The sequence below is a fragment of the Ramlibacter sp. AN1015 genome, assembly GCF_037726105.1.
GTDB lineage: Bacteria > Pseudomonadota > Gammaproteobacteria > Burkholderiales > Burkholderiaceae_C > Ramlibacter.
Genome location: NZ_JBBJUM010000007.1, coordinates 190,941 through 204,043 on the forward strand (window position 1 = coordinate 190,941; position 13,103 = coordinate 204,043).

Sequence of the window (13,103 nt, forward strand, 5' to 3'; positions counted from 1 at the left end):
GTCGCGGCGGCCGGGGGAGGGCCCATGTCAGGCCACGGGGATCTGGCGGGCGCGGCTGGCCGGCTGCTGCTTGGCCAGCGTGAGGGTCAGCACGCCGTTTTCGAGCCGGGCGGTGGTCGCCTCGACATCGATGTCTTGCGGCAGTTCGTAGGCGGCCTTGTACTGGCGCGACGCTTCCTGACGGGTCTGGATGCGCACGATGGCGCCTTCCACGTTGATCTCCAGGTCCTCACGTGCCACACCGGGCACGTCCAGGCTGACAGTCCAGGCCTTGTCGTCGTCCTGCACGCGCGGCGCGGCGGACTGCGCGCCCACGAAGGCTGCGTTGACGAAGCGCTGGAAGCGGGGGTTGAAGAATCGGGTGCTCACGGTTTCACTGGGAAGCACGGGGGCGAAGAAGACGGACATGGCGAACTCCTGAAGGTTTGTGGAAAAGTCGTCGATCGGCTCACTTACACTGCCCGGCTTTCACAACCGCCGAGCGTTGCATGGACACGATCTGTGCACCGTCTCGGCCTTTTTCAAGGGGGCGACATGACTGCAAAAAATCGGCGCAGGAGCGTCTTGAAATCGCTCGCGGCGACGCTATTTCTCCCCGTCCTCGCGCAGGCGCAGCAGGCGCGCGAGCCAATCAAGGTGGCGATGGTCGAGGCCCTGTCCGGTGCGTTCGCCAACACCGGCGAATCGGTGTTCCGCAACCTCGCCTGGGCGGTGGAGCGGGTCAACCAGCGCGGTGGCGTGCGGCTGCCGCAGGGCGCCCGCGCGCTGGTGCTGCAGCGCTACGACAGCAAAGGCCAGACCGAGGAAGCGCTCGCGGCGCTGCGGGCGGCCATCGACGATGGCGCGCGCGTCATCGTGCAGGGCAATTCGTCGGCCGTGGCGGCGGCGCTGATCGATGCGATCAACAAGCACAACGAGCGCGAACCCGACAAGCGCGTGCTGTTCCTCAACTACTCGGCGGTGGACCCGATCCTCACCAACGAGAAATGCAGTTTCTGGCACTTCCGCTTCGACGCGCACGCCGACATGCGCATGGCGGCGCTCATGCAGGTGCTCAAGGCCGACCGCGAGGTGCGCAGCGCCTACCTGTTCGGTCAGGACTACAGCTTCGGCCAGGCCGTGCTGCGCGAGGCGCGCCGCCAACTGGGAGAGCAGCGCCCCGACGTGCGCATCGTGGGCGACGAACTGCATCCGCTGGGGCGCGTCAAGGATTTCGCTCCCTACGCTGCCAAGATCAAGGCGAGCGGCGCGCAGGCAGTCATCACGGGCAACTGGGGGAACGATCTCACGCTGCTGGTGAAGGCCGCGCGCGATGCCGGCTACGAGGGCAAGTTCTACACCTTCTACGGCAACGCCCTGGGCGCCCCCGCCGCCATCGGCGAAGCCGGCGTGGGCCGCGTCTTAGCGGTTGCGGACTGGCTGCCCAACGTGCCCACCGCCGAGAGCGAGGCGTTCTACCGGTCGTTCCGGCAACGCTTTCCACGGCCGCAGGACGACTACGTGCACATGCGCATGCAGCTGCTGGTGGAGGCGCTGGCGCAGGCGCTGGAGAAGGCCGGATCCACCGACACCGTCGCTGTCGCGACCCAGCTGGAGCGCGTGCGGCTCGAGTTTTCTGGCCAGAAAGGCCACATGCGCGCGGCCGACCACCAGTTCCAGCAGCCGCTGGTGGTGGGGGTGATGGACCGGCTGGGTGCGCCCGGCGTGCGTTTCGACGTCGAGGGCTCCGGCTACGGATTCCGCGTGATCCGCCAGATCGCCACCTCGGAAGCCGAGATGCCGAGCAGCTGTCGCATGGTGCGACCCGACTGAGGGCACCATGCGCAGCGCGATCCTGAACCTCGAGGCTTCACGCATCCGGGAGGTCGCCAACGCCGGCCTCGGCCGCAGCGATGTGCTCGCGTTCTGGTTCGGCGAGAGCGACGAGCCGACACCGGAGTTCATCCGCGAGGCCGCCATCGACTCCCTGCGCCGGGGCGAGACCTTCTACAGCCACAACCTGGGCCTGCCGCAGCTGCGCGAGGCGCTGGCGCAGTACACCAGCAGCCTGCACCGCCCCGTGGCCGCCCAGCGGCTGGCCGTCACCTCGGGTGGCGTCAGCGGGCTGATGCTGGCTGTGCAGGCCCTGGTCGATGCCGGCGACGAGGTGGTGGTGGTGACGCCGGTCTGGCCCAACCTCACCGCCCAGCCGCAGATCATGGGCGCGCGCCTGCGTTGCGTCCCACTGCGGCCGGTGGACGGTGCATGGACCCTCGACGTGGCGGCACTGCTGGAGGCGGTCACCTCCCGCACCCGCCTGCTGGTTCTGAATGCTCCCAACAACCCGACCGGCTGGACGCTCGATCCGGCGCAGCAGCGCGCCATCCTGGAGCACTGCCGCCGCACGGGAACCTGGATCCTGGCCGACGAAGTCTACGAACGGCTCTACTACGGCCCGAGCGCGAACGCCTGCGCGCCGAGCTTCCTCGATGTCGCCGAGCCCGACGACCGGCTGGTGGTGGCCCACAGCTTCTCCAAGAGCTTCCTGATGACGGGCTGGCGGCTGGGCTGGCTCGTGCTCCCGCCCTTTCTGGTCGAGCCCATGGGCAAGCTTCTGGAATTCAACACCTCCTGCGCCAGCGTGTTCACGCAGCGCGGCGCGCTGGCCGCACTGCAGCGCAGCGACGAGGTCACTCCGCGGGTGGTCGCGCACCTGCGCACCTGCCGGGACCTGCTGGTGGCGCGGCTGCAAGCCCTGCCGCAGGTGACGGTAGCGCCAGCCGAGGGCGGCATGTACGCGTTCTTCCAGGTGCAGGGGCAAGGAGATTCGCTCGAGCTGGCCAAGCGCCTGGTCGCCGAGGCAGGGCTCGGCCTGGCGCCCGGCAGCGCCTTCGCGCCCCAGGCCGAAGGCTGGTTGCGCTGGTGCTTCGCCTCGCGTGAGCCGCATCGCCTGGAGCTGGGCGTGGAGCGGCTGCGCGAATGGCTGGGCCGCCAGCCCTGAGGGCCGCCTCGGGGCGCGCCGGGGCAGGGTGCAGCGGCCCGCTATAATCCGGCGGTTCTGCGTCCTCTGGGCGCGGAACGGCACGTACCGTGCGCACGTTGGAGCCGCATTCCAGCATCCAACGCAAGTCCATTCTTCCCAAGGAATTCGTCAATGACCGCCATCAACAAGGCCGAGGTCGTCAAGGCCCACGCCCGCGGCGCCGCCGATACCGGCAGCCCCGAAGTGCAAGTTGCGCTGCTCACCGCGCGCATCAACGAGCTGACCCCCCATTTCAAGACCCATGCCAAGGACCACCACGGCCGCCGCGGCCTGCTTCGCATGGTGAACCGCCGCAAGAGCCTGCTGGCTTACCTCAAGAACAAAGAGGCCGAGCGCTACACGGCGCTGATCGCCAAGCTGGGTTTGCGTAAGTAAGCACGGAAGCACCGAGAGCGCCTGAGTTAGTTGCACGCTAGCTCAGGCGTTTTTCACTTCGGAGACGGCACGCGAATACGCGCTGTGTCATTCCTTAGGGGCTGCGGCCCAAGCCGAGGAGCGCTACAGGCGCCTTCGGGCTTCGAGGACCCCAGGTGCGGACGGTGGGCGCGCAAGGTGAGGGCGCCCTCCCTGCCCGGCGCTCGTCGAGCCCCTAAGGAATGGCATCGTGTTCGCCGCGTCTGCTCCATCAACCGAGAGAAAGCACGCACATGAGCATCTTCAAGAAATTCACCAAGACCTTTCAGTGGGGCCAGCACACCGTCACGCTGGAGACCGGCGAGATCGCGCGCCAGGCCTCCGGTGCGGTGCTGGTGAACATCGACGACACCGTGGTGCTCGCCACCGTCGTCGCCTCCAAGAGCGCCAAGCCGGGCCAGGACTTCTTCCCGCTCACGGTGGACTACATCGAGAAGACCTATGCCGCGGGCAAGATTCCCGGCAGCTTCTTCAAGCGCGAAGCCAAGCCCAGCGAGCTGGAGACTCTCACCTCGCGCCTGATCGACCGTCCGATCCGTCCGCTGTTCCCTGAGGGCTTCTTCAACGAAGTCCACGTGGTGATCCACACCGTGTCACTCAATCCCGAAGTCGATGCCGACATCGCCGCCATGATCGGCACCAGTGCCGCGCTGGCCATTTCCGGCATTCCCTTCGCCGGCCCGATCGGTGCCGCGCGCGTCGGCTACATCAACGGCGAGTACGTGCTGAATCCGGGTCAGACCCAGCGCAAGGAGTCGCAGCTCGACCTGGTCGTCGCCGGCACCGAAGCGGCCGTGCTGATGGTCGAATCCGAAGCGCAGCAACTGCCCGAGGAAGTCATGCTCGGCGCCGTGGTGTTCGGCCACGAGCAGGGCAAGATCGCGATCGATGCCATTCACGAACTGGTGCGCGACGCCGGCAAGCCGGCCTGGGACTGGCAGCCTCCGGCGCGCGACGAGCCGTTCATCGCCCGCGTGACGCAGCTTGCCGAAGACAAGCTGCGCGCCGCCTACCAGATCCGCAGCAAGCAGGCCCGCACGCAGGCGCTGCGCGAGGCGTCCGCCTCCATTCACGAGACGCTCAAGGCCGAGGGCGGCGAATACGAGGCGGTCAAGGTGGACGAGCTGCTGTTCACCATCGAAGCCGGCATCGTGCGCAGCCAGATCCTCTCTGGCGAACCCCGCATCGACGGTCGGGACACGCGCACCGTGCGTCCCATCGAGATCCGCAACGGCGTGCTGCCGCGCACCCACGGCTCGGCGCTGTTCACGCGCGGCGAGACCCAGGCGCTGGTGGTCACCACGCTGGGCACCGAACGCGACGCACAGCGCATCGACGCGCTGGCCGGCGAGTTCGAGGACCGCTTCATGTTCCACTACAACATGCCTCCCTTCGCCACCGGCGAAGTCGGGCGCATGGGTTCGACCAAGCGCCGTGAAGTCGGCCACGGCCGCCTCGCCAAGCGCGCGCTGATCGCCTGCTTGCCGAGCAAGGAAGAGTTCCCCTACACCATTCGCGTGGTGTCGGAGATCACCGAGTCGAACGGCTCCTCGTCGATGGCTTCGGTCTGCGGCGGCTGCCTGTCCATGATGGATGCGGGCGTTCCGATGAAGGCGCACGTCGCGGGCATCGCCATGGGCCTGATCAAGGAAGGCAACCGCTTCGCGGTGCTGACCGACATCCTGGGCGACGAGGACCACCTCGGCGACATGGACTTCAAGGTGGCCGGCACCACCAACGGCATCACCGCGCTGCAGATGGACATCAAGATCCAGGGCATCACCAAGGAAATCATGCAGGTCGCCCTGGCACAGGCCAAGGAAGCACGCATGCACATCCTGGGCAAGATGCAGGAGGCGATGGGCGAGGCCAAGACCGAAGTGAGCAACTTCGCGCCGCGCCTGTACACCATGAAGATCAGTCCCGACAAGATCCGCGACGTGATCGGCAAGGGCGGTGCCGTGATCCGTGCGCTGACCGAAGAGACCGGCACCCAGATCGACATCGCGGAAGACGGAACCATCACCATCGCGTCCACCGATGCCGACCGCGCCGAAGAAGCCAAGAAGCGCATCGAGCAGCTCACGGCAGTCGTCGAGATCGGCAAGATCTACGAAGGCCCGATCACCAAGCTGCTCGACTTCGGCGCGCTGGTCAACCTGCTGCCTGGCAAGGACGGCCTGCTGCACATCAGCCAGATCGCGCACGAGCGGGTCGAGAAGGTCACCGATTACCTGAGCGAGGGCCAGATGGTTCGCGTGAAGGTGCTCGAGACCGACGAGAAGGGTCGCGTGAAGCTGTCCATGAAGGCCCTGATCGAGCGTCCCGCGCGCGAGAGCCAGCCCGCAGCGGAGCCCCAGGACCTCTGAGCGCAACGAGCGGCCGCCCGGCTCCCGCCGGACGGCGCCCACACCGAGATCCGCATGAAAGCCGTTGAAATCAGCCAGTTCGGCGACCCGCAGGTGCTGCGGCTCGCCGAGCGGCCAGACCCCGTGGCCGGGGTCGGCGAGGTCCTGATCCGCGTCGCAGCCAGTGGCGTGAACCGCCCCGACGTGCTGCAGCGCACGGGCAACTACCCCGTGCCGCCGGGCGCATCCGACATCCCCGGCCTGGAAGTCGCCGGCACCATCGTCGATGGCGACGCGCAGGCCATGGCCGCGGCCGGCCTGCGTGCTGGCGAGCGGGTGTGCGCACTCGTCGCCGGCGGAGGCTACGCGCAGCTGTGTGTCGCTCCGGTCGGCCAGTGCCTGCCGGTGCCGGGCGGCTTGAGCGATATCGAGGCGGCCTCCTTGCCGGAGACCTTCTTCACTGTCTGGAGCAACGTGTTCGACCGCGCGCGTCTTGCGTCGGGCGAGACGCTCCTGGTGCAGGGCGGCTCCAGTGGCATCGGGGTCACTGCCATCCAGATGGCGAAGGCCTGGGGCGCGACCGTGATCGTCACTGCCGGCAGCGACGACAAGTGCGCCGCATGCCTGCGTTTGGGCGCCGACTACGCCATCAACTACCGCACCCAGGACTTCGCGGCCGAGGTGCGGCGCCTGACCGGCGGCGCGGGCGTCGATGTGGTGCTCGACATGGTTGCCGGCGCTTATGTCGCCCGGGAGCTTGAGTGCCTCGCCGAAGACGGCCGGCTCGTCATCATCGCGGTGCAGGGAGGCACCAGGTCCGAGATCAACTCGGGGCTGGTATTGCGCCGGCGCCTGCACATCACGGGCTCGACGCTTCGCCCGCGGCCGGTGGCTTTCAAGGCCGCCATCGCGAGCTCGCTGCGCGAGAAGGTGTGGCCCCTGATCGAGGCCGGCCGCATCAGGCCCGTGATCCATGGCACCTTCGCAGCCGGCCAGGCTGCCCAGGCGCATGCGCTCATGGAATCCAACCAGCACATCGGCAAGATCGTGTTGACCTGGTGAACCCACGACCACGAGAGCAATGAAAAAGAAACTGATTGCCGGCAACTGGAAGATGAACGGCAGCATCGAGGCCAACGACGCTCTGGTGCGTGCCGTCATGGCGGGGCTCGCCGGCGCCGACTGCATCGCTGCGGTGTGCGTGCCAGCGCCCTACCTGTCGCAGCTGCAGGTGCTGCGCCACGGCAGCGCGCTCGAGCTCGGCGCGCAGGACGTGTCGGCGCACGAGCAGGGCGCCTACACCGGCGAGGTGTCCGCCGGCATGCTCAAGGAATTCGGTGTGCGCTACGCGATCGTCGGCCATTCAGAGCGACGGCAGTACCACGGCGAGACCGATGCGCTGGTGGCCGAAAAGGCGCGTGCGGCGCTGGCCCACGGCATCACTCCCATCGTCTGCGTCGGCGAGACGCTGGCCGAGCGCGAGGCCGACCGGACCGAAGAGGTGGTCAAGCGCCAGCTTGCGGCCGTCATCCATGTCAACGGCCACTGCATCAGCGAGATCGTCGTCGCCTACGAGCCCGTATGGGCCATCGGCACCGGCAAGACCGCCACGCCCGAGCAGGCGCAGCAGGTGCATGCCGTGCTGCGGTCCCAGCTGCATGCCGCCACGCCCCACAGCGAGCGCGTGCACATCCTGTACGGCGGCAGCATGAACGCGGGCAACGCCGCAAGCCTGCTGGCGCAGCCCGACATCGACGGCGGGCTCATCGGCGGCGCCTCGCTCAAAGCCCCGGACTTCCTGCAGATCATCGCCGCGGCCGGCTTCAGCAACGCATGAGCCGGCGCATCCCCATCGGAGTCGATACCCCATGAATTTCCTCATCACCGCCATCCTCACCCTGCAGCTGCTGTCTGCCCTCGCCATGATCGGGCTCATACTCGTGCAGCATGGAAAGGGAGCCGACATGGGCGCTGCGTTCGGCAGCGGCGGCTCGGGCAGCCTGTTCGGTGCCAGCGGCAGCGCGAACTTCCTCTCGCGTACCACGGCCGTGCTCGCCACCGTCTTCTTTGTGTGCACGCTGGCGCTGGCGTACTTCGGCGGAGCACGTCCGGCCGACTCCGGTAGTGTCCTCGAGCGCGGGGCGGTACAACAACCCGTTGCGCCACCCGCTCCGGCGACCGGGGCTGCGCAGATTCCGGGAACCGCCGCACCGAGTCCCGCACCCAACCCGGCCGTGCCATCGCTGCCGTCGGGCCAGCCGGCCGCGCCGGCTTCCGGTCCCGCGCAGATTCCCGCGCGGTGACGCGAATTTGTGGCGCCTTCCTTCTGGAAGCGCCACGGTTTCAGGGTAAACTCTGAGGCTGCCCGGCAAGGCAAGAAATACAAGCAGCATCTGCGCTGCCGGGCAGCTCAAAACGCCGTCGTGGTGAAATTGGTAGACACGCTATCTTGAGGGGGTAGTGGCGAAAGCTGTGCGAGTTCGAGTCTCGCCGACGGCACCATCACAAAAAGAGAGTCACCGGCATTGCCGGGTGACTTGAAGCGGTGACCCGGGCCCCAAGATGAACCTAGACCAGTACCTCCCCGTCCTCTTGTTCATCCTGGTAGGCATTGCAATCGGGGTCCTGCCGCAGCTCCTCGGTCACCTGTTTGCGCGGGGCGCCGGTTTCCACAAGCCCGACGCCGCCAAGAACTCGCCCTACGAGTGCGGCTTCGAGGCGTTCGAGAACGCGCGCATCAAGTTCGATGTGCGCTATTACCTCGTAGCCATCCTGTTCATTCTGTTCGACCTGGAAATCGCATTCCTTTTCCCGTGGGCGGTCTCCCTGCAGGAAATCGGAGCGGTGGGCTTCTGGGCCATGATGGTCTTCCTTCTCATCCTCGTGGTCGGGTTCGTCTACGAGTGGAAGAAGGGCGCGCTGGACTGGGAGTGAGGGCGTCGGCTCAGCGCGCGCGACGTCGCGCGGGGAACGGCTCCATGAACCCGTGGGAATTCGTCATATGGCAAACCAAGGCATCTCCGACAAAGGCTTCGTGACCACCACGGTGGACACGGTGATCAACTGGGCCAAGACCGGCTCGCTCTGGCCGATGACATTCGGCCTGGCCTGCTGCGCGGTGGAAATGATGCACGCGGGCGCCGCACGCTACGACATCGACCGTTTCGGCATGCTCTTTCGCCCCAGCCCGCGCCAGTCCGACCTGATGATCGTGGCCGGGACGCTGTGCAACAAGATGGCGCCTGCGCTGCGCAAGGTCTACGACCAGATGCCTGAGCCCCGCTGGGTACTCTCGATGGGCTCCTGTGCCAACGGGGGTGGCTACTACCACTACAGCTACTCCGTGGTTCGCGGCTGCGACCGCATCGTGCCAGTGGACGTGTACGTGCCGGGCTGCCCGCCTACCGCGGAGGCGCTGCTGTACGGAATCATCCAACTGCAGCAGAAGATCCGCCGCACCCAGACCATCGCCCGGGCATGACGTCCCACCATCCCGCCACCCGGGAAGTGCAGCGCCTGGCCTGCGCGCCCGCAGGACTCCCGACATGACAGATCGTGCTGCACCTCCGTTCGCCGTCGACCCAACGGCTTTGCGACAAGCCGTCGCCGACACGCTCGGGCCCCTGGCCAAGCGGGTCGATCTGGTCCTGGACGAGATCACGGTCACCGTGACAGCGGCCGACTACATGAAGGCTGCCCTCACGCTGCGCGACGCGCCGGAATGCCGCTTCGATCAGCTGATCGACCTCTGCGGAGTCGATTACAGCGAATACCGCAACGGCGCCTGGGACGGCCCACGGTACGCGGTGGTCGTGCACCTGCTGTCGCTCGAGCTGAACCAGCGTGTACGCCTGCGGGTGTTCGCGCCGGACGACGAGTTGCCGGTCGTGGATTCGCTCATGGACGTGTGGCCGGCGGTCAACTGGTTCGAGCGCGAGGCGTTCGACCTCTACGGGATCGTGTTCGAGGGACACCTCGACCTGCGCCGCATCCTGACCGACTACGGTTTCATCGGGCACCCGTTCCGCAAGGACTTCCCGGTGTCGGGCGAGGTCGAAATGCGCTACGACGCCGAGCGCCAGCGCGTCATCTACCAGCCGGTGACGATCGAGCCGCGCGAGATCACGCCGCGCATCATCCGTGAAGACAACTATGGAAACCTCCACTGAGAAGGGCGGCCATGGCAGAAATCAAGAACTACACCCTCAACTTCGGCCCGCAGCATCCGGCGGCCCACGGCGTGCTGCGCCTGGTGCTGGAGCTCGACGGCGAAGTGATCCAGCGCGCCGACCCGCACATCGGCCTGCTGCACCGCGCCACCGAGAAGCTGGCCGAAACCCGCACCTATCTCCAGACGCTGCCTTACATGGACCGGCTGGACTACGTGTCGATGATGTGCAACGAGCACGCGTACTGCCTGGCCATCGAGAAGCTGCTGGGCGTCGATGTTCCGCTGCGTGCGCAGTACATCCGGGTGATGTTCGCCGAGATCACGCGCCTGATGAACCACCTGCTGTGGCTCGGTGCGCACGGTCTCGACATCGGCGCGATGAACATGCTGATCTACTGCTTTCGCGAGCGGGAAGACCTGTTCGACATGTACGAAGCGGTGTCGGGCGCGCGCATGCACGCGGCCTATTTCCGCCCGGGTGGCGTCTATCGCGACCTGCCCGACAGCATGCCGCAGTACAAGGCAAGCAAGATCAAGAACGAGCGCGCCATCCGCGAGCTCAACGCCAACCGCCAGGGTTCGCTCCTGGACTTCATCGACGACTTCACCAGGCGCTTTCCGCACTACGTCGATGAATACGAGACCCTGCTCACCGACAACCGCATCTGGAAGCAGCGCACCGTCGGCATCGGCGTCGTGACGGCCGAGCGCGCGATCGCCCTGGGTTTCACCGGCCCCATGCTGCGTGGCAGCGGGGTCGCCTGGGACTTGCGCAAGAAGCAGCCCTACGAGGTGTACGACCGGCTCGATTTCGACATCCCGATCGGCAAGACGGGCGACTGCTACGACCGCTACCTCGTGCGCGTGCAGGAGATGCGCGAGTCCAACCGCATCATCCAGCAGTGCGTCGAGTGGCTGCGGGTCAACCCCGGGCCCGTGATCACCGACAACCACAAGGTGGCGCCGCCCGACCGCGAGTCCATGAAGGCCAACATGGAAGAGCTCATCCACCACTTCAAGCTCTTCTCCGAAGGCTTCAGGGTGCCCGAGGGCGAGGCCTACGCCGCCGTCGAGCATCCGAAGGGCGAGTTCGGCATCTACATCGTGAGCGACGGTGCCAACAAGCCCTATCGCATCAAGATCCGCGCGCCGGGCTTTGCCCACCTGTCCGCGATGGACGAGCTTTCGCGCGGACACATGATCGCCGATGCCGTGGCCGTGATCGGGACCATGGACATCGTGTTCGGAGAGATCGACCGATGAACCAGGCCGTAGTGTTTTCCGAGGCCACGCGCGCGCGTTTCGCACGCGAAGTTGCCAAGTACCCGCCCGAGCAGAAGCAGTCCGCCGTCATGGCCTGCCTGGCCATCGTCCAGCAGGAGCAGGGCCACCTGAACGCCGACTTCGAGAAGGCGGTCGCCGATTACCTCGGCATGCCGCCCATCGCCGTGCACGAGGTCAGCACCTTCTACAACATGTACAACCAGCGGGCGCTGGGCCGCTACAAGTTCAACGTCTGCACCAACCTGCCGTGCCAGCTGCGCGGCGGCGGCCATGCGCTGCACCACCTGGAGCAGCGCCTCGGCGTGGCGATGGGCGAGACCACGCCCGACGGTCTGTTCACGCTGCAGCAGTCGGAGTGCCTGGGCGCCTGCGCCGACGCGCCGGTGATGCTGGTGAACGACCGCACCATGTGCAGCTTCATGAGCGACGACAAGCTCGACCAGCTGGTCGAGGGTCTGAAGAACGCGGAGCCATCCCGATGAACGCCCAACACGTTCTCGCGCAATTCCAGGCCACCGGAGTGCAGACCTGCTTCCATGGCCGCCACATCGAGCCGCAGATCTACGCCGGCCTCGACGGCACCAATTGGCGCCTCAAGGATTACGAGGCCCGCGAGGGCTACCAGGCGCTGCGCAAGATCCTGTCGCAGGGCCTGACGCAGGACCAGGTGATCGCCACCGTCAAGGAAAGCGCCCTGCGCGGACGCGGCGGCGCAGGCTTTCCCACGGGGCTCAAGTGGAGCTTCATGCCCCGCCAATTCCCGGGGCAGAAGTACCTCGTGTGCAACTCCGACGAGGGCGAGCCCGGCACCTGCAAGGACCGGGACATCCTCCACTACAACCCGCACATCGTCATCGAGGGCATGATCATCGCGGCCTATGCGATGGGCATCACCGTGGGCTACAACTACATCCACGGCGAGATCTTCCAGACCTACGACCGCTTCGAAGAGGCGCTGGAAGAGGCGAGGGCGGCGGGCTACCTGGGCGAGCGCATCCTGGGCAGCAGCTTCAGCTTCCAGCTGCACGCCCACCACGGTTTCGGCGCCTACATCTGCGGCGAGGAAACCGCCCTGCTCGAATCGCTGGAAGGCAAGAAGGGGCAGCCGCGCTTCAAGCCGCCGTTCCCGGCCAGCTTCGGCCTGTACGGCAAGCCGACCACGATCAACAACACGGAGACCTTCGCGGCCGTGCCCTGGATCATCCGCAACGGCGGCCAGGCCTACCTCGAACGCGGCAAGCCGAACAACGGCGGCACCAAGATCTTCTCGGTCTCCGGCGACGTCGAGTTGCCCGGCAACTACGAGGTTCCGCTGGGCACGCCGTTCGGCACGCTGCTCGAGCTCGCCGGCGGCGTGCGCGGTGGGCGCAGGCTCAAGGCGGTGATCCCGGGCGGCTCGTCGGCCCCGGTGCTGCCGGCCGACCTCATGATGCAGTGCACGATGGACTACGACTCCATTGCCAAGGCCGGCTCCATGCTCGGCTCGGGCGCGGTCATCGTCATGGACGAAACCCGCGACATGGTCGAGTCGCTGCGCCGCCTGTCCTACTTCTACATGCACGAGTCGTGCGGCCAGTGCACGCCGTGCCGGGAGGGCACCGGATGGCTCTGGCGCGTGGTGGACCGCATCCACAACGGCCACGGCAAGCCGTCCGACATGGACCTGCTCAACTCCGTGGCCGACAACATCCAGGGCCGCACCATCTGCGCGCTGGGGGATGCGGCGGCGATGCCGGTGCGCGCCATGATCAAGCACTTCAGGCACGAGTTCGAGGCCAAGATCGCCCGCCCGAACCTGCCGACCTCGGACGCGCAGGTGCCCGTGCCCGCGGGCGCGCGCGGCTGATCCCGGAAAGCACAACAA

At 66.9% G+C, this 13,103-nt stretch carries 14 protein-coding genes and 1 tRNA gene; 14 read left to right on the plus strand and 1 reads right to left on the minus strand.

The window, feature by feature from the left end; genetic code table 11:
• Nucleotides 1–27: 27 nt before the first annotated feature.
• Entirely contained in the window at nt 28–408 is a 381-nt protein-coding gene (locus WG922_RS13240) for an Hsp20/alpha crystallin family protein (RefSeq protein ID WP_340283147.1), read from the minus strand.
• Between the two features lie 126 nt (nt 409–534).
• On the opposite strand from WG922_RS13240, the gene WG922_RS13245 reads away from it, so the two are divergent.
• From WG922_RS13245 to nuoF, 14 genes are all read left to right on the plus strand, one after another.
• Nucleotides 535–1,812 (plus strand): branched-chain amino acid ABC transporter substrate-binding protein, encoded by a 1,278-nt coding sequence (locus WG922_RS13245; RefSeq protein ID WP_340283148.1) that lies wholly within the window; start codon nt 535–537, stop codon nt 1,810–1,812.
• Nucleotides 1,813–1,819: 7 nt separating this feature from the next.
• Entirely contained in the window at nt 1,820–2,980 is a 1,161-nt protein-coding gene (locus WG922_RS13250; RefSeq protein WP_340283149.1) for a pyridoxal phosphate-dependent aminotransferase, read from the plus strand.
• A gap of 153 nt (nt 2,981–3,133) precedes the next feature.
• The gene (gene rpsO / locus WG922_RS13255; RefSeq protein WP_340283150.1) at nt 3,134–3,397 is read left to right on the plus strand and encodes a 30S ribosomal protein S15; all 264 of its coding nucleotides are present in this window, start codon (nt 3,134–3,136) and stop codon (nt 3,395–3,397) included.
• Between the two features lie 272 nt (nt 3,398–3,669).
• Entirely contained in the window at nt 3,670–5,805 is a 2,136-nt protein-coding gene (gene pnp / locus WG922_RS13260; protein ID WP_340283151.1) for a polyribonucleotide nucleotidyltransferase, read from the plus strand.
• Nucleotides 5,806–5,859: 54 nt separating this feature from the next.
• Complete coding sequence (locus WG922_RS13265) at nt 5,860–6,846, plus strand: NAD(P)H-quinone oxidoreductase (protein WP_340283152.1); 987 nt, start codon at nt 5,860–5,862, stop codon at nt 6,844–6,846.
• 19 nt (nt 6,847–6,865) lie between these two features.
• Nucleotides 6,866–7,621 carry a triose-phosphate isomerase gene (gene tpiA / locus WG922_RS13270; protein ID WP_340283153.1) on the plus strand — a complete coding sequence of 252 codons (756 nt, stop codon included), beginning with the start codon at nt 6,866–6,868 and terminating at the stop codon, nt 7,619–7,621.
• A gap of 31 nt (nt 7,622–7,652) precedes the next feature.
• Entirely contained in the window at nt 7,653–8,087 is a 435-nt protein-coding gene (secG, locus tag WG922_RS13275; RefSeq protein ID WP_340283154.1) for a preprotein translocase subunit SecG, read from the plus strand.
• Nucleotides 8,088–8,201: 114 nt separating this feature from the next.
• Nucleotides 8,202–8,286 (plus strand) — tRNA-Leu (locus WG922_RS13280).
• A 60-nt stretch (nt 8,287–8,346) separates the two neighbouring features.
• The gene (locus WG922_RS13285) at nt 8,347–8,718 is read left to right on the plus strand and encodes an NADH-quinone oxidoreductase subunit A (protein WP_340283156.1); all 372 of its coding nucleotides are present in this window, start codon (nt 8,347–8,349) and stop codon (nt 8,716–8,718) included.
• 67 nt (nt 8,719–8,785) lie between these two features.
• Nucleotides 8,786–9,265 carry a NuoB/complex I 20 kDa subunit family protein gene (locus tag WG922_RS13290; protein WP_340283157.1) on the plus strand — a complete coding sequence of 160 codons (480 nt, stop codon included), beginning with the start codon at nt 8,786–8,788 and terminating at the stop codon, nt 9,263–9,265.
• A gap of 64 nt (nt 9,266–9,329) precedes the next feature.
• Nucleotides 9,330–9,953 (plus strand): NADH-quinone oxidoreductase subunit C, encoded by a 624-nt coding sequence (locus WG922_RS13295; RefSeq protein ID WP_340283158.1) that lies wholly within the window; start codon nt 9,330–9,332, stop codon nt 9,951–9,953.
• 11 nt (nt 9,954–9,964) lie between these two features.
• Nucleotides 9,965–11,218 carry an NADH-quinone oxidoreductase subunit D gene (locus tag WG922_RS13300; protein WP_340283159.1) on the plus strand — a complete coding sequence of 418 codons (1,254 nt, stop codon included), beginning with the start codon at nt 9,965–9,967 and terminating at the stop codon, nt 11,216–11,218.
• An 11-nt stretch (nt 11,219–11,229) separates the two neighbouring features.
• Nucleotides 11,230–11,721, plus strand: coding sequence for an NADH-quinone oxidoreductase subunit NuoE (gene nuoE / locus WG922_RS13305; RefSeq protein WP_340283228.1), 492 nt, complete (start codon nt 11,230–11,232; stop codon nt 11,719–11,721).
• Complete coding sequence (gene nuoF / locus WG922_RS13310) at nt 11,718–13,085, plus strand: NADH-quinone oxidoreductase subunit NuoF (protein ID WP_340283160.1); 1,368 nt, start codon at nt 11,718–11,720, stop codon at nt 13,083–13,085. The genes nuoE and nuoF overlap by 4 nt, the downstream gene beginning before the upstream one ends.
• The last annotated feature ends 18 nt before the right edge of the window (nt 13,086–13,103 follow it).